A 16,551-nucleotide genomic window follows, 5' to 3' on the forward strand; every position below is an offset into this window, starting at 1 on the left:
CTTGAATTTGAAAAAGCGGCAGAATACAGGGATAAAATTAAAGAACTAATGGATATTCAACGGTTTTAATCTCCATGACACGTCCGATAATAGAAAAATACCGTCAGGCTCCGAATGCGCCGGGCGTTTATCTGATGAAGGATGCCAAAGGCAGAATCATCTACGTTGGCAAGGCCAAAGATCTGAAAAAAAGACTGTCGTCTTATCTTGTTAAAAAAAAAAATTATGATCCAAAAACAGCCGCTCTTATTGAAATGATCAAGGATTTTGAAATTATTATTACCTCTTCAGGCCATGAAGCCTTTATCCTTGAATCAAACCTGATCAAAGAACACAACCCAAAGTATAATGTGATTCTTAAAGACGGGAAGAATTATCCCCTGCTTAGAATTGATATGAATGAAACCTATCCTGCCATTCAGAGGGTCAGAAAAATAAAGAATGATAGGGCCCTCTATTTTGGTCCGTATTCTTCAAGTCACAGTGTTAATAAAACCCTAAAACAGATTCAAAAGATTTTTAAGCTGCGCAAATGTAAAAACACCCAGTTTAAAAACCGGTCCAGACCCTGTCTTAATTTTCAGATCAAGGCTTGCCTTGGGCCTTGTTGTAATGATGTCTCCCCGGCAGAGTATAAAAAACAGGTTCAGGATACGATTTTGTTTTTAAAGGGAAAATCAGGACAGGTGGTAAAAAAGCTAAAAACCAATATGATGGTGTTTTCATCATCCATGGAATATGAAAAAGCAGCCCAGATGAGGGATACCATCGTTGCCATTGAAAATATAATGGAAAAACAGGTGGTGGTCAGCCCGGATCTAAAAGACAGAGATATTATTGCCTTTGCTGCAGGCAAGGGAAGGGGGGTGATTGTCGACATGGCGGTTCGATCCGGTTATTTGATTGACACGGCACATTATCCCCTTGACCTTGGATTTAAAGAACCGGATGAAATTTTGTCAGCGTTTCTGGCGCAATATTATAAGAACAGCCTGTTCTTGCCCTCTTTTATCCTTCTAAATCAAGAGATTGAAAATAGTGAATTTCTGGAACACCTTTTTACTGAAAAAAAGGGAAAAAAGGTTACCATTAACATTCCTATTCGGGGTGAAAAAAGACGGCTGGTTGAAATGGCCCACATAAATGCGTTAAGAGAGCTTGAAAAAAGACTGCTTAAAGAAGAAGCGGAACGGGCATCCATCCTGATGCTCAAGGAATTGTTGGGAATGGAAAAATTGCCGTCAAGGATTGAATGTTTTGATAATTCCAACCTTTCGGGACAGGACCCGGTGTCTTCCATGGTGGTGTTTAAAGATGGAAGACCTGATAAAAACGGTTATCGCAAATTTATTATCCGCGATCTGGATTTCCAGGATGATTATGCCTATATGTATCAAGTGCTTAGCCGGCGTTTCTCAAAAGATCCTTCTGAAATGGCATACCCTGATCTTTTGGTGGTTGACGGAGGGAAAGGTCAGCTTGGAATGGCTGTGGCCGTGATAAAAGATCTGAATATTGAAAACCGGTTTTTGGTGGCGGGTCTTGCAAAAAAGAATGAAGCAAAAGGCGAGAAATTTGATAAAATTTATATTCCAGGCAGATCTAATCCATTAAACACCACCCAGGCTAAAAAAGCATTATATCTGTTACAGCAGGTCAGGGATGAAGCCCACAGGTTTGCCATTACATTCCAAAGAAAACGTCGGGAAAAACGGGCACAACTTTCAGTTCTTGATACCATTCCCGGCATCGGTCCAAAGAAAAAGAAGGTCTTATTGAAGCACTTTAAAGGCATTGCTAAAATGAAAGCAGCATCAATTGATGAGATCGCCAAGCTTTCCGGAATGAATAAACCATTGGCTAAAGCACTGATACACACGCTTAATAGGAACGATTGATTTATTCATGACGTAGTCTCATTTTTTTCTTTAAAACAAAGTTGAATTTTATTATAAAACTGATAAAGATGAAAAAATAGAAGTTAGGGAGTGTGCAAATGGAGCAGGCAAAAGTGTATAAAGCAGGGTTGGATATTGGCTCCACAACTGCGAAAATTGTCCTGCTGGATCAAAATGATGCACTTGTTTTTTCAGACTATCAGCGACACCACGCAAAAATTTATGAGACTGTAAAATTATTTTTACAGGATATCCTTGATCAGGAGGGTGATTGTTGCCTGGATCTGAAGTTAACCGGGTCTGCAACATTGGGGGTTTCAAAAAAACTTGATCTGCCTTTTGTTCAGGAAGTGATCGCCACCAATGTAGTCATCAAAAATAATTATCCGGATGTCAGTACTACCTTGGACATTGGTGGTGAAGACTCAAAGATTATTTTTCTAAATAAGGATAAACCGCCTGATATACGGATGAACGGAAGCTGTGCAGGTGGAACAGGCAGATTTATTGATCAAATGGCAACCTTGTTGAATATCACCCCTTTTCAACTCAATGATCTGGCCGGAACCCATGATCATATCTATCCTGTGGCATCCCGGTGCGGTGTGTTTGCTAAAACCGATGTCCAGAATATGCTCAGCCGTAATATTCCCCACAAAGATATTGCTGCATCCATATTCCATGCGGTGGCAGTTCAATGCATCAATTCTCTTGCCAGGGGAAAGGATATCAAACCTAAAATACTTTTGTGCGGCGGAGTGTTCACCTTTCTGCCCGAACTTGTGAATATTTTTTTAAGGGTTTTGAATTTTTCTGATGCTGATATGGTGATGCCCGAAAGATCAGAACTGATACCGGCAATAGGGGCAGCCATGTTTGACAAAACCCCTGCAAAGCCGATATCTGTCAGGCAATTGATCAAAAACCTGGATAGAGAACTTAGAAATACCGACTCTGTCAAGGATCGAATAGATCCCCTGTTTAAGAGTCAACATCATTTTATGAACTGGAAAGAAAAGGCCGGAACAGTTCCCATTCAAACAAGCCCCATTGAAACTTATAAGGGAAAAGAATGCTTTATCGGTATTGATTCAGGCTCAACCACTACAAAGATTGTTGTTATCGGGAAAAATAAAGAGATATTGTATTCCTGGTATAAAAATAATAGCGGAAATTCGGTAAAGACAGTGATTGAAGGATTGATTGATTTTAGAAAACAGGTGTTTGAGCTTAATCCCCAAATGAAAATTGTTAGAAGTACTGTAGCAGGATATGGTGAGGATTTAATCAGAGCAGCGTTTAATATTGATAAAGGAATTGTTGAAACCATTGCCCATTATATGGCCGCACGGTTTATTGACCCGCAGGTTTCGTTTATTCTGGATATCGGTGGTCAGGATATGAAAGCTATTTTTATTGATCACGGGGTCATCAACCGGATCGAGGTGAATGAAGCCTGTTCTTCCGGATGCGGCTCTTTTCTGGAGACGCTCGCCAATTCTTTAAATTACAGCATAGAAGAGTTTGCACTCCTTGCCTGTAGTGCTAATGCACCCTGTGACCTGGGTACCCGGTGTACGGTATTTATGAATTCCAAGATAAAGCAATCCTTACGGGAAAATGCAACTATGGAAGATATCAGTGCAGGGTTGTCCTACTCTGTAATCAAGAACTGTCTGTTTAAAGTCCTGAAACTCCACAACATGTCTGAAATGGGGGATCATATTGTGTTGCAGGGCGGGACGTTTAAAAATCCTTCTATTGTCCGGGCGCTGGAGCTAATGACGGGCAAGTCCGTGAAATACTCAAAGACACCTGAGCTGATGGGAGCCTTTGGTGCAGCTTTGGTTGCCCATAACGATTATATGGCGGATCCTGCATCACAAACCGGTTTTCCCGGGTTGCCGGGGCTTGAGGAGATTGAAAAGTATAAAACAAGCCAGATGTCCTGTAAGGGGTGTGAAAACAATTGCAGGGTTACCCGGTTTGTTTTTCCCAATGGAAAATCTTTTTTTTCAGGCAATAAGTGTGAAAAATATTATACTGCAAAAGGGGAACGCAGGACCAGGGGATTTAATTTTCTAGCGTATAAGAATGACCTGATATTTAACCGGAATCCTTCCCCCCATGATCACCCAAAGATGACCATAGGGATACCGCGATGTCTTAATTTTTATGAGAATTTCCCCTTCTGGCATGCACTTTTTACCCGTTGCAGAATCAATATCCGGCTGTCATCACCTTCTACTGTCGGTTTGAGTGAAAAGGGCATGGGAACTATCATGTCTGATAATATCTGCTTTCCTGCCAAACTGGTTCATGGACATATTTATGATTTGGCCCAAAAAAAAGTGGACAGGATTTTTTATCCCATTGTAATGTTTGAAAAAAAAGAATATGAACAGGCTTTGAATGCCTATAATTGTCCCATTGTATCCAGCTATGCCGATGTGATTGAAAGTTCCATCCATCCTGAAAAAAGATTTGGTATCCCTCTGGACAGGCCGGTGGTGAATTTTAATGATGAAACCCTGTTGAGAAAAACCTGTGTGGCGTACTTAACACAGTTTAATATTAAAAAATCAGTGATTTATAAGGCATTTGATGCCGCCCTTTTGGCCCGGGAGGAATTGAGATATCATATCAGGGACAAGGCATCCAAGATAATCGACCAGGCCCAAAAGAATCATTCCCTTCTCATTGTACTGGCAGGCAGACCCTATCATTTAGATGAACTGGTCAATCACAAGATTCCTGATATACTGACCGGGCTTGGTGCAGATATTATTACCGAGGATGCGATTCCCCCTGATGTTGATTCCCTTAAGGATGTTCAGGTGGTAACCCAGTGGTCCTATCCCAACAGAATCTATAATGCAGCAAGATGGGTAGCCCGAAAACCGGATAACATTCAAATGGTCCAACTTAATTCATTTGGCTGCGGCCCGGATGCCATCGTCATTGAAGAGGCAACAGAAATTTTAAAGACCGGTCAAAAAAACCATACCCTGGTAAAAGTGGATGAAATCTCAAGTCCGGGATCTGTCCGTTTAAGACTGCGTTCAATGGTGGAGTCGTTAAAGTTAAAAAGACTGAAAAAAAGATCCGGGCTCATCCTGCGAAAATCTTTCTTAAGTTTTAAAAAGGAAGATAAAAAAAGAACTATCTGGGCACCGTTTTTTGCAGAAGACTATTCCCCTTATTTGTCGGCAGTATTTAAAAATGCAGGTTATGAATTTAAAATACTGCCAAAACCGGATAGACAATCTGTAGATCTTGGACTTCAATATGCTAACAATGATATTTGTTATCCCGGGATTATCGTGATCGGGGATGTCATTAAAGCATTGAAAAACAATACCTATCGTGCCCATGAAATTGCCATTGGTATTACCCAGACCGGGGGACAATGCCGGGCATCCAATTATCTTTCGTTGATCAGAAAAGCGATGATTGGAGCAGGGTTTGATGATATCCCCATTATTTCTGTTACTGCTTCCCAGGGCTTATTTGATCAACCCGGGTTTCAAATCAACTGGTTGATGAAGACCAAAATTTTGTTTGTGACCACCATGTTTGCAGATTGTATAGCAAAAATGTATTACGCAATGGCTCCCCGGGAGAAAACAAAAGGTCTAAGCCAAAGATTAAGGCAGTACTATATGGAAAAAGTCGGTACCAGTATTGTTGCAAATAATTATTCCCAAATTTTCAGGCTGCTGGAACAAGCCATTGATGCCTTTAACGAAATTCCTGTCAATAACAGACAATTGCCCCAAATGGGGATTGTGGGTGAGATCTATGTAAAATATAATTATTTTGCAAATCAGGGTCTGGTTCACTGGCTGATCAGGCAAGGCATTGAGCCTGTTCTGCCACCCATTGTTGATTATTTTATCCAGGATCTTGTGAATTATAAAGAAAATATTAAGGCAGGAATACGTCGCAGAAAACTCACAGATCTTTTGGGTTATCCCATTGAATGGCTGATAACCAGATACCATAAAGAGATAAATATGCTGTTTTCAAAGTTTAAGTTTTATTCACCTTTTGAAGACATAAAGCAGGTTGCTCAAAAAGCCTCCAACATACTGACCATGACCAATCAATTTGGAGAAGGGTGGCTTGTTCCGGGTGAAATTGCAACTTTTGCCGAACAGGGTATTCATCATGTCATCAGCCTGCAGCCCTTTGGCTGCATTGCAAATCATATTATTTCCAAGGGTATGGAAATAAAGATTAAATCTATATACCCTGATATGAATCTTTATTATCTGGATTTTGATGCCGGGATGAGTGAAGCAAATATCCGGAACAGGCTTCATTTTATGATCGAACACCTGTAATATCTTGATTCAGTGGAAAATTGAATTATTGTACAAACTCAAATCCCTTGTGGGGAGAATAGGTTCCGGTTACTTTGATGATTGTGTTATCGGCATCAACAGACTCAGCTGTAAAGTCCGGTTTAATCGCTTTTTTATCACCGGAGATACCACAAAATACTTTAATGATACCCGCCCGCCTGAGAAAGCCTTTAATGGTCAGTTTCATTGATGCCATTCTTTGATCGACTTCATTGATATTTTTTTTAAATGTTAACTCTCTGTATTTACATGCTTTAATGCTTTGTGATATTTTTTCAAGTGTTTCAAATAGTTTTCTGACATTGGCGATGACTTTAGTGTTGTTTTTTTTTTGAATTAAGTCCATTCCCCTGTAAATCGTTTCATAATTCATAGTCTTTGTGGCAATGATGAGCGGTTTAAAATATTTTACAAGGTCCTGATCTGCCAAGGTCAGTTTTGCCATTCGTTTCAGTTCCAATTGCAGGTTTCCCATTAGCAGTTTTTCAGTATCTGACAGCTTTAATTTTTCTGCAGCCAGCTTTTCATGTGAAGTTATCAATTCCTCTTTTTCCACAAACAGGTTGTTTCCAAAATGTATAATGTTTTCTCCTGAAAAATATAAGCCGGTAAGTGTCAGGTCTTCAGTTTCTATTTTATTATTGGTAATCAATCCTTTACTTTTTTTAAATATCACCTTTGGCGAGGAGACTTCTGAATCAATCAACTCTTTATTTATTGTAATGGTTCCGCGCTCAGAAATAATTTTTGAATGGCTAGCAGAACCAACTATGATATCTTTTAAAGCCATTACCGTGCTGCCGGGTTGGGTTTTCATAATGACAGCTTCATTATTGGTAATGATTTCCCCGCCGTCAACAATGGAGGCCTCAACCTTTCCATTAACCCGGATCTTAAAATCATTACAAATCACACCGATTTTCATATGGATCGGACAAGTATGCCGGGTACCGATGTTGCCGGTTGAATAGTCCAGTTTTTTTACTTCAATTTCATCACTGATCCCTATACTGTTAATAATATTTTGTTCATCCCAGTTAAGAATGACTACCCCTGTTTTTTGGGATTGTAAAAAATATCCTTTTACTTTTCCTGTTTCATCCGGATCATCTATTTTTTCTACTCCTGATCCGATATGAATGATAAAGGGTTTTGCATCTTCAACCGGAATAATTTTTCCGTCAAATGAAACGCCTTTTTCTCCCTGTTTTTCATGGGTGATATAAAACAGTTTATCAGCAGCATTTACAATGGGGTATTTATTAATTTCCTTGAAGTTAATGGCACCGTCTTTTAAAAGTTTTCCCGGACTTTGTTTGTGGTTGAAAAAAGATTTTTCAATCCTGCCGTCTATGCCCTTTATTGCAGGAATACCTTTGACAATTATTTCAAGTTCTTTTTTTGATGCGATGGCCTTAAAGCTTCGGGTGACAATATTTAAATCATCAAAAAGTATTTCGCCGGTATCAGTGAGGTTTTTTTCAAAGTTTTTCTGTTTATTTGGGGGGATGTCTTTTTGTAATAGATCTCTTAATCCAAGAACATATTCCCGGGGTTTGATATTCAACTTGGGTATGAGCTGTAGAAGCGCCTTGTTAATCACGGCATTCGGAACGCCGGTCCGGTTGATTTTTATGCGCATTATAGATGGATCTTCCTGCTTTGAAACGGATTTCAACAGGTTGGTTTCAAGAATATCGGCCTTTTCCTGTATCCTTCTTGGCGAAAGTATCTTTTTTGAAGAATTCTGATGAATAGTATTCAAATTTGCAAATCCTTAATAATCCTGAATTACAGCCTTTTTTTATTTTATACTATCGTTTTTTTCTACAAAAAAGAATAGTTTTTTTAACTTTACACTTTGGTCTGTAAAGGGTAGTACAGAGTGCAAAAAGAAAAATCGTTTTCAGGAGAAAAAAATGACAGACCCAATTGATGATAAGGCAGATGACAATACCAATGATAATAAAGGCGAAAATACGGAAGAAATGAGCTTTGCTGAGCTTTTTGAATCATATGATACGAAAATAGGTCATGAACTGAATCAGGGAGATATGGTCGAGGGTGAGATCATTTCCATTGGCAGTAACAGTGTATATATTGATACGGGAACCAAAAGTGACGGTGTTGTAGGGAAATCAGAGCTTTTGGATGAAAATGGTGAATTTGTGTATAAAGCCGGTGACAAGGTAAGGCTTTATGTGGTCTCATTAAGTGAGAGTGAAATTATATTGTCTAAAGCACTATCCGGCGCTGGAAAAGCAACCATGCTCAATGATGCATCTCAAAATGGAACCCCTGTTGAAGGCAAGGTCATTGGTGTGATTAAAGGGGGTTTTAATGTGGACATCATGGGGAAGAGAGCTTTTTGTCCTGTCAGCCAGATCGATGTTAAATATGTGGAAAATCAGGAAGACTATGTCGGCCAGACCCATCATTTTTTAATTACCCGATTTGAAGAAGGAGGCAGGAATATTGTTGTATCAAGGCGGGATTTGCTGAATGAAGAGATAAAAGAAAAATTAAAAGTTTTTCTGGAAAAAGTAGAAGAAGGAGATATAGTTCAGGGCACCGTCACCAAGTTGATGCCTTACGGTGCGTTTATTGAACTGATTCCGGGTGTTGAAGGAATGGCACATATTTCAGAATTGTCCTGGTCCCGTATTGAAAAGGCAGAAGAGGTCATTCAACCGGGCGATGTCGTGAATGTGAAACTGTTAAAGATAGAATCCGCAAAAGAATCAGATACCATTAAAATTTCTTTGTCAATGAAGCAGACATCATCCAATCCATGGGATAGCATGGGGGACGGTATGGGAAGTGCTTTTAATGTCGGGGATCAAGTGTCCGGAAGAGTGGTCAGGCTGGCTTCCTTTGGGGCATTTGTGGAAATTGCACCGGGTGTGGACGGCCTGGTTCATATCAGCGAAATGAGTCATACAAGAAGAGTCCTCAGACCCGATGATGTGGTTCAGGTGGGAGACAATACCCAGGTGGTGATTAAATCCATTGATATGGACAGCAAGAGGATTTCATTGAGTATTAAGGATGCGTTGGGTGATCCCTGGACCGGTGCTTCGGTGAGATATGAAGTCAACTCGATTGTAGAAGGACGCTTGGAAAAAAGAGAAAAATTCGGTCTTTTCATAAATCTTGAGCCGGGTGTGACAGGGTTGATGCCATCATCCAAAATCAGTGGTGCAGCAAACCCTTCGGTCTTTGAAAAATTAAAACCAGGCAGTTCGGTACAGGTGATGATCCAGGAGGTTGACGAAGATAAAAGAAGAATCACCCTGACATCGCCGGATCAAAAAGAGGGAGATAATTGGAAACTATTTGCAGGCAATGCAAAATCAAAATCACTTGGCACCATGGAGAACCTGTTTCTGGAAGCTATGAAAAAGAAAAAATAATTTTAACTGACAATGTGCGAAGAGTTGTTTTTTGCAATATCAATAATTTTCTGTGCCAGAATCTGGGCAGCATCAATGGTTTTTAAAGATGTCTTTGCGTTCAGTGCGCTTAATTCAGTGCAGGCAATGACAGCGGTAAGAATCTCTTTGTTTTTTAAATGATGACAGACATCAGTATACGATTCAAGAACTGATGATCCAATGCTGCCTGCCTTAACGTCTTTTATCACATTAAACAGGATGTCCTGATATTTTTGATCCGGATAAACAATTTTAATATCAACAGAGTTGAATTTTTTTTCATACAGCCGGGTGATCCGTATGGCTGGAGAGGCAAGAATCCCAACTTTTGAACAGTCAGGCTGGTTTTGTTTTACATGATCCAGAACACTGTCAATCATGTTAATAACCGGAATGTTTACAGCACGGCTGACAGTGTCATAATAATAGTGAGCGGTATTGCAGGCAATGGCAAGAAAATCAGCCCCCCAGGTTTCAAGACGTTTTGCCATATCTGCCATACAGGGACCGGGATCTTCTCCATTTTTTTCAATAATGGCTTTTATCCTGGATGGGATTTTGGGATTATTATCCACAATACATCGAATATGATCGATATCATCCAAAGCCTTTGTCAGCTGAATAATACGTTGCATAAGATCCACAGTGGCCTGTGGGCCCATTCCTCCTAAAATTCCAACTATTTTTTCTTTTTTTCCTCTCATTTTTTTCCTTACCGAGAAGATATGAAGCCTTTGCAAAGAAATGCTCTCATATTTCGTATTGATTACTAAAAATAATTATTCCTGTCTGAATGTATTCATATAAGCAAACAGAGCAGGAGATCCCCCGGTATGGAGGAAAAGCACATTTGAACCTTTTGGGAAATGGCCTTTGCGAATAAGATCAATGAGTCCGGCGGCAGCCTTACCGGAATATACAGGGTCAAGGAGAATCGCCTCGGTTTTGGCAAAAAGTTTTACTGCCTCGACCATGGAATCTGTTGGAAGGGAGTAGCCAGGCCCGACATACTGATCAAAGCAGACAATATCTTCCCGGGCTATACCGTTTTTTATACCAAGTTTTTCAGCTGTTTCTATGGCCAGTTCGTATACAATTTTTTCCTGAACATCTTTGGCTCTGGAAACATTAACGCCGCTGATGGGAATGATGCCGTTCACACCTGTCATACCCACCACCATTCCGGCATGGGTTCCGGCAGAACCAGAAGGAACAACAATGTGGTCAATATCAAGGTGCATTTCATTGAGTTGTCCCATGGTTTCTTCTGCACAAACCGCATATCCCATGGCACCAATTGAATTGGAAGCGCCACCGGGAATAATATAGGGTTTTTTACCAGCTGCAATAAGCTTGTCAGCTTTTTTGTTCATTTGGGCCGTCATATCTGAACCGCCTTCAACAACATCAATGCTTTTCACACCAAGGAGCTCAAAAAGAAAATTGTTTCCACTTCCATCCTCTTTATAAGACCCTTTTACACGTTCTTCAAGGATGAGGTGACAATCAAGTCCTTCTTTGGCAGACCAGGAAGCCGTCAGCCTGGCATGATTGGACTGTACCGCACCACAGGTAATAATCGTGTCCGCATCTTGGTCAAGGGCATCTGCAATACAGAACTCAAGTTTTCTGGTTTTATTTCCACCGGCAGCTCCCGGAAGAAGATCATCCCGTTTGATATAAAGATTTGCATCCGTACCAATAGTCTTGCTTAAAGCAGGTAAAGATTCGATTGGGGTTGGGCCCTGAAGATATTTTCTCCTGGGAAATTTAGTAAAGTTCATAGCTTGTCCTTTCTAAAGTTATTTTTTATGGCTCGTACTATATTGATAATTATATTTTTAAAATTTAAAATCAACTTTTCTTGTCTATTTAAATGAATACTGCTAAGTTTAAGGTATCTTGTATCATAAGAGTAAGGGAAAATAATGGACGAGTTAATTTCAAAGGGTAGTGAAACCATTCTTTTTGTAGATGATGAAGTCTATCTTGCAGAGGTTGGAAAGGAAATGCTTGAAGATTTCGGTTATGTGGTTGAATCCATGACCAGTTCCAGGCAAGCATTTGAATTGTTTGAACAGAACCCGGATAAATTTGATCTGGTGATTACTGATTACACCATGCCTGAAATGACTGGCGATCAACTTGCCAGAAAAATACACCAGATAAATCCTAAGATTCCCATCATTATGTGTACGGGTATTTCCCTTGATCCAGAGGCCATAAATGGTCTTGAACTTGAAAAAATCATGATGAAACCCATGGGTATGGAAGATATGTTGAAGGTTGTCAGGGATGTTCTGGATAAAGAAGCTTTTTAAGTTTCTGGTTTAGTTTCAGGAATATTTTTTAATAAAATTACCAATTTGTTTAATGGCCTGTTTCCCCTCGGAAAGATATTTTGCAAAATAGTGCCATACATGAAACATCTCTTCCCAGATTTCCAGCTGGACCGTTGCACCTGCCTCATTTAATTTTTTTGACAGGATTTTTGAGTCGTCAACCAGAACTTCATGTTCACCGGTTTGAATCAGGATGGGAGAGATTCCTGAAAATTTGCTGTTGATAGGGGATATCATAGGGTTAGATAAGTCTTTGTCAGTATAAAGACGAGCTGTATTCTTTAAGATACTTTGACTGAGCATGGGGTCTTTTTCCTGGTTTTCAACATGGGATTTATTTTGGCATTCAAGATCAATCCAGGGTGAGATGAATACAGAGCATACCGGCAAAGGGCGTGCTTCCATCAGCAGTCTGGATAACAGAACAAGGGCAAAGCCTGCCCCTGCAGAATCTGCAACAAGGCTTATGCTGTGGGTATCCGGCAAATTATTTGTCAGCCATTGATACACAGCTATCACATCTGTAAGGCCTTTGGGAAAGGGATGTTCAGGGGCCAGCCTATAGTTGAAAATTAAAATTTTTGCATCAGAAGCAATCGCTATTCGTGATGCAAGATCTTTGTGGGAATTTATGGATCCGGCAATATATCCCCCGCCATGGATATACATGATGATTCTTTTTTCATTATGGTGTAAAGGCAACAGCCATTGGGCCTCAATGGTGTTGATATAAAACGGCTCAATTTTGATGGATTTATCGGGTTTAAAGGCAAGTGCGCTTTTTTCAAGAAGCATTCTGTATTGCTCAATACCAACAGATTCAAAGGTGGGTCGTGATCTTAATTGTTTGAAAATAGCTGATAATATGTATGCAGTCATTTTACTCATAAAAAAAACCATGTTGTTTATCCATTTAAAAAGAGGTATCACAGTTTGGTGAGAAACCAAATATTTTTTATGGAAAAACCATGGAAATGGAAAAGAAACTTTTTATCACTGATTTTGATGGAACTTTGTTAAAAGATGACAAAACCATCGCCCATGAAGATGTCAGAACCCTTGAGACATTAAGACTAAAAAAAATAGTGACCGTTATTGCAACCGGCCGGTCCGTATACTCGTTTGAGAAAGCGTTGAAGGTCATAGGCATGGGCCAGGGGGATAATTGTTTGCCCGTTGATTACGTCATTTTTTCCACCGGTGCCGGTATCATGGAATTTCCGGGCGGTAAGGTGATTTTCCAAAAAGCTGTGCTCTCTTTGGATATTCCAAAGATAACCCGGTATTTTGACCGTCGAAAGTTTGATTATATGGTACATAAATCCATACCTGATACCCGGCATTTTTTATATAAATTTCATGGGAAACATAATCCTGATTTTCATGCCCGGCTGGCGCTCTATAAGGAATATGCATTGCCTTTGGAGGAGGGACATACCCATTGTAATTCCGCCACTGAAGTATTGGCCGTTGTACCGGGTGGAGCAGATATGGATTCCATTGAGACAATAAAAAAAGACTTATCCTGTTTCAGTGTGATCCATGCTACTTCCCCTCTTGATTATCGCTCATCATGGATAGAAGTCTTTCATAAAGATGTATCTAAAGCTAAATCTGCTTCCTGGCTCGTTAAAAGACTGGGTGTCAGCCGGGACAATATTATTTCAGTGGGAAATGATTATAATGACCAGGATCTTCTGGCCTGGTCGGGAAAAGGATTTGTCGTGGAAAATGCGCCTGACAGTCTCAAACAACTATTTAAGACTGTGTCTTCCAACAATCAATGCGGTGTGTCACAGGCTGTAAAAGAGGCAGGATGGATAGATTAACTACTTAGGATTTTGTATCCAGCTCCGAGAAATCAAATTCCGGATATAATTTGTCACAGCATGTCGGGCAGATTCCGTGGGAGAATACAATATCTTTGAAATAAGCTTCGATTTGTATCCAATCGTTATTTTTTATCCTTATGCTTTTACAGTTTGCACAGATGGGGAGTACATCATTTGATACAATATCTTTTTGGGTGAGAAATTTTTGAAAGTTTTTTCTAAGTTCGATGATTTTTGTGATATCCCGGACCACAGCAATGGCCCCCTCATATTGATTGTCATCGCTAAATATAGGACTGCAGGCCAATTCCACATGGACAGTCTTCATATCTTTATCAATTATTTGTATTTCATATCTGCCGGTAAATCCTTTTTTCCGGGTCAGAGTCTGTTGCTGGATGATGTCAAAACTATCTTCAGTAGATAAGTCTTTAATATTTTTTTGCAATATTTTATCACTTGAAAACCCAATCATGGTACAAAAGGCCTGGTTGGTATATGTGAAATTTTCAAATTTATCCACAGTAAAAACACCCTCGGCAATATTTTCCGTAATGGTTCTGTACTGGTATTCACTTTTTTCAAGTTGCTTTCGATATTGCTTATTTTCTTTGTTTAAACGGCTATTCTCAAGGGCCTGCTTTACAGTATGACCGATCATATCAAGGTCAGCAAGGGGCTTTGTGATATAATCTTTGGCCCCCATGCGCAGGGCCTTGATAATATCTTCTTTTTTTCCAGCCCCTGACACCACGATCATTGGTGTATCCGGTCTGGTTTTGTGGATGGTTTGCATGACCTCAATCCCATCCTTTTTCGGCATTCTTAAATCAGTGAGGACAATATCAATTTCTTCATTGAAAAAAATATTCAGGCCGCTTTTACCATCTTCTGCAGTAAAAACAACATAATCTTCATCCTTAAAAAATAAAGCCAGGCTATCTCGTATGGAGATTTCATCATCAATGATCAGTATGGTTTTCTGATGTGTCATGACCCTTTTTGGAAATTAAAAATTTTTAGCATTAATATTTTTTTATTATACCATGCTTTTTTACAATATCAAAGTGCCGAAATCAATTGTTTCATATCTCTGACAGCCTGGTCCATACCGGTTAATATTGCTCTTGCAATAATACTGTGCCCGATACTGAATTCGCTGATTTCAGCAAGTCCCTTAAACGTTTTAATCGTGTTATAACAGATTCCGTGGCCCGCGTTTACCTCAAGTTTTAACTTGGTTCCGATTTTTGCAGCATCAACGATTCTAAAAAATTCTCTCTGCTTTTGACCACTTGTCGTTGCATCGCAAAAAGCGCCGGTATGGATTTCAATCATATCTGCATCAATTTTATGGGCAACTTTAATTTGGTCAAGATCCGGGTCAATAAAAATACAGACATCAATTCCCGCGTTTTTTAAAGTCGCCACAGCTTCCCTGACATGGTTTTGATGGGTAATCAGGTCCAGGCCCCCTTCTGTGGTTAACTCCTCTCTTTTTTCAGGAACAAGGGTGACACATTCCGGTTTGATATCAAGTGCAATTCCTAACATTTCACTTGTCGCAGCCATTTCCAGTATGAGTTTTGATTGTACGATTTTTCTTAACAGCCTGACATCTCTCTCGTTTATATGGCGGCGGTCTTCTCTTAAATGAACAACGATTCCGTCCGCTCCTGCAGTCTCGGCCGCAACAGCGGCCGCAACCGGTTCTGGATAGTTGACGCCCCGGGCGTTCCTTAACGTTGCCACATGATCTACATTCACAGCCAGTTGAGCCATTTGTTTTACTCCTCCATTACTTAGAATACATTCAACTCTTTATTGGTTTCAATTCTTCTTAATAGTTCAAGGCTTTTGTCTTCCATCTTTTGGGCATCCTTCGGACTTGTTTCGTGATCAAACCCCATCAAATGCAGGATACCATGGATCAGAAGCTGAGACATTCTTTCTAAAAGAACGATATTTGCCTCATCCGCCTCTTGTTGAGCTGTTTCACAAGAGATGACAACATCTCCTAAAAGACCAGGTGTTATATCAGAAAACCGGCCTTCCTGCATGGGGAATGCCAAAACATTTGTCGGTTTGTTTTTCTTGCGGTATGTCTTGTTGAGCTGTTGAATCTGATCATCATCTGTAATCACAATGGATATTTCATGGGCATCACAACCCAAGGCGTTTAAGATCTGTTTTGTCTTTTTGTGGATTGTGTCCGTTGGAATTTTCTTTTTTTGCTGATTGTTGATCAGTATCTTTAGATGTCCCATTTCTTTTTTCCTGATTTTTCCCCGGGGATTTCCCCGATGATTTCCCTGATGCTTTATCCGGGTATTCTATCCGGCTGTGATAAATACTGGTTAAAATATTATTAAAGCTTTTTGCAATCTGGTGAAGATCTTTTAAGGTCAGTTCACATTCTTCCAGCTGACCGTCTGCAAAAATATCATTAATCAGTTCCTTGACCCGGCCCTGGATTCTTGCAGGTGTAGGACGTTCTAATGCTCTGACAGCCGCTTCAACAACATCTGCCAGCATGACCATACCGGCTTCTCTTGTCTGGGGTTTGGGTCCAGGATATCTGAAATCTGCTTCATTTACTGTGTCATTACCGCTTTTTAAGCTTTTTTGATATAAATATTTGATCAGGGATGTACCATGATGTTGAATAATCCCTTCAA

At 39.9% G+C, this 16,551-nt stretch carries 13 protein-coding genes and 1 pseudogene; 6 read left to right on the forward strand and 8 right to left on the reverse strand.

Annotated elements, in window-relative coordinates:
* From K8S13_RS25740 to K8S13_RS16400, 3 genes are all read left to right on the forward strand, one after another.
* Positions 1-69: UvrB/UvrC motif-containing protein (locus K8S13_RS25740; RefSeq protein WP_367172682.1), on the forward strand; the 69-nt coding region annotated here is incomplete at its 5' end.
* Between the two features lie 5 nt (positions 70-74).
* Entirely contained in the window at positions 75-1,898 is a 1,824-nt protein-coding gene (gene uvrC, locus K8S13_RS16395; RefSeq protein WP_291464146.1) for an excinuclease ABC subunit UvrC, read from the forward strand.
* Between the two features lie 98 nt (positions 1,899-1,996).
* Positions 1,997-6,244 carry an acyl-CoA dehydratase activase gene (locus K8S13_RS16400; protein WP_291464148.1) on the forward strand — a complete coding sequence of 1,416 codons (4,248 nt, stop codon included), beginning with the start codon at positions 1,997-1,999 and terminating at the stop codon, positions 6,242-6,244.
* A gap of 25 nt (positions 6,245-6,269) precedes the next feature.
* Here K8S13_RS16400 and K8S13_RS16405 read toward each other — a convergent pair whose 3' ends face one another.
* On the reverse strand, positions 6,270-8,030 hold the full coding sequence (locus tag K8S13_RS16405) for a flagellar assembly protein A (RefSeq protein ID WP_291464150.1): 1,761 nt from the start codon (positions 8,028-8,030) through the stop codon (positions 6,270-6,272).
* 154 nt (positions 8,031-8,184) lie between these two features.
* Here K8S13_RS16405 and K8S13_RS16410 point away from each other — a divergent pair, with 154 nt between their 5' ends.
* Positions 8,185-9,678 (forward strand): 30S ribosomal protein S1, encoded by a 1,494-nt coding sequence (locus tag K8S13_RS16410; RefSeq protein WP_291464152.1) that lies wholly within the window; start codon positions 8,185-8,187, stop codon positions 9,676-9,678.
* A gap of 2 nt (positions 9,679-9,680) precedes the next feature.
* Here K8S13_RS16410 and K8S13_RS16415 read toward each other — a convergent pair whose 3' ends face one another.
* Together K8S13_RS16415 and K8S13_RS16420 are read right to left on the reverse strand one after the other, a co-directional pair.
* Positions 9,681-10,403, reverse strand: a complete 723-nt coding sequence (locus K8S13_RS16415) for an amino acid racemase (RefSeq protein WP_291464154.1) — start codon at positions 10,401-10,403, stop codon at positions 9,681-9,683.
* A 75-nt stretch (positions 10,404-10,478) separates the two neighbouring features.
* Entirely contained in the window at positions 10,479-11,483 is a 1,005-nt protein-coding gene (locus K8S13_RS16420) for a D-cysteine desulfhydrase (RefSeq protein ID WP_291464155.1), read from the reverse strand.
* A 144-nt stretch (positions 11,484-11,627) separates the two neighbouring features.
* Between K8S13_RS16420 and K8S13_RS16425 the strand changes: the two genes are divergently transcribed.
* Entirely contained in the window at positions 11,628-12,020 is a 393-nt protein-coding gene (locus K8S13_RS16425) for a response regulator (protein WP_291464157.1), read from the forward strand.
* Between the two features lie 15 nt (positions 12,021-12,035).
* On the opposite strand, the gene K8S13_RS16430 is transcribed toward K8S13_RS16425, so the two are convergent.
* Positions 12,036-12,920 carry an alpha/beta hydrolase gene (locus K8S13_RS16430; protein ID WP_291464159.1) on the reverse strand — a complete coding sequence of 295 codons (885 nt, stop codon included), beginning with the start codon at positions 12,918-12,920 and terminating at the stop codon, positions 12,036-12,038.
* 89 nt (positions 12,921-13,009) lie between these two features.
* Between K8S13_RS16430 and K8S13_RS16435 the strand changes: the two genes are divergently transcribed.
* Entirely contained in the window at positions 13,010-13,870 is an 861-nt protein-coding gene (locus K8S13_RS16435; RefSeq protein WP_291464161.1) for an HAD family hydrolase, read from the forward strand.
* Positions 13,871-13,874: 4 nt separating this feature from the next.
* On the opposite strand, the gene K8S13_RS16440 is transcribed toward K8S13_RS16435, so the two are convergent.
* The 4 genes and pseudogenes from K8S13_RS16440 to K8S13_RS16455 all read right to left on the reverse strand — a co-directional run.
* On the reverse strand, positions 13,875-14,867 hold the full coding sequence (locus K8S13_RS16440; protein WP_291464163.1) for a response regulator: 993 nt from the start codon (positions 14,865-14,867) through the stop codon (positions 13,875-13,877).
* Positions 14,868-14,935: 68 nt separating this feature from the next.
* A complete protein-coding gene (locus K8S13_RS16445) occupies positions 14,936-15,655 on the reverse strand; it encodes a pyridoxine 5'-phosphate synthase (RefSeq protein ID WP_291464165.1) in 720 nt (239 codons plus the stop codon).
* Positions 15,656-15,675: 20 nt separating this feature from the next.
* Entirely contained in the window at positions 15,676-16,140 is a 465-nt protein-coding gene (ybeY, locus tag K8S13_RS16450; RefSeq protein ID WP_291464166.1) for an rRNA maturation RNase YbeY, read from the reverse strand.
* Positions 16,037-16,551: pseudogene (locus K8S13_RS16455) on the reverse strand (HD family phosphohydrolase); the annotation flags it as partial. The gene ybeY and the pseudogene K8S13_RS16455, both read right to left, overlap by 104 nt.

The organism is Desulfobacula sp. (assembly GCF_021107415.1).

What these genes read in the sequence shown, in the direction of transcription:
- K8S13_RS16415 (WP_291464154.1), bottom strand. Translation starts at nt 10,403, where the DNA reads ATGAGAGGAAAAAAAGAAAAAATAGTTGGAATTTTAGGAGGAATGGGC.
- uvrC (WP_291464146.1), top strand. Translation starts at nt 75, where the DNA reads ATGACACGTCCGATAATAGAAAAATACCGTCAGGCTCCGAATGCGCCG.
- K8S13_RS16435 (WP_291464161.1), top strand. Translation starts at nt 13,010, where the DNA reads ATGGAAATGGAAAAGAAACTTTTTATCACTGATTTTGATGGAACTTTG.
- K8S13_RS16430 (WP_291464159.1), bottom strand. Translation starts at nt 12,920, where the DNA reads ATGACTGCATACATATTATCAGCTATTTTCAAACAATTAAGATCACGA.
- K8S13_RS16445 (WP_291464165.1), bottom strand. Translation starts at nt 15,655, where the DNA reads ATGGCTCAACTGGCTGTGAATGTAGATCATGTGGCAACGTTAAGGAAC.
- K8S13_RS16440 (WP_291464163.1), bottom strand. Translation starts at nt 14,867, where the DNA reads ATGACACATCAGAAAACCATACTGATCATTGATGATGAAATCTCCATA.
- K8S13_RS16425 (WP_291464157.1), top strand. Translation starts at nt 11,628, where the DNA reads ATGGACGAGTTAATTTCAAAGGGTAGTGAAACCATTCTTTTTGTAGAT.
- K8S13_RS16420 (WP_291464155.1), bottom strand. Translation starts at nt 11,483, where the DNA reads ATGAACTTTACTAAATTTCCCAGGAGAAAATATCTTCAGGGCCCAACC.
- ybeY (WP_291464166.1), bottom strand. Translation starts at nt 16,140, where the DNA reads ATGGGACATCTAAAGATACTGATCAACAATCAGCAAAAAAAGAAAATT.
- K8S13_RS16410 (WP_291464152.1), top strand. Translation starts at nt 8,185, where the DNA reads ATGACAGACCCAATTGATGATAAGGCAGATGACAATACCAATGATAAT.
- K8S13_RS16400 (WP_291464148.1), top strand. Translation starts at nt 1,997, where the DNA reads ATGGAGCAGGCAAAAGTGTATAAAGCAGGGTTGGATATTGGCTCCACA.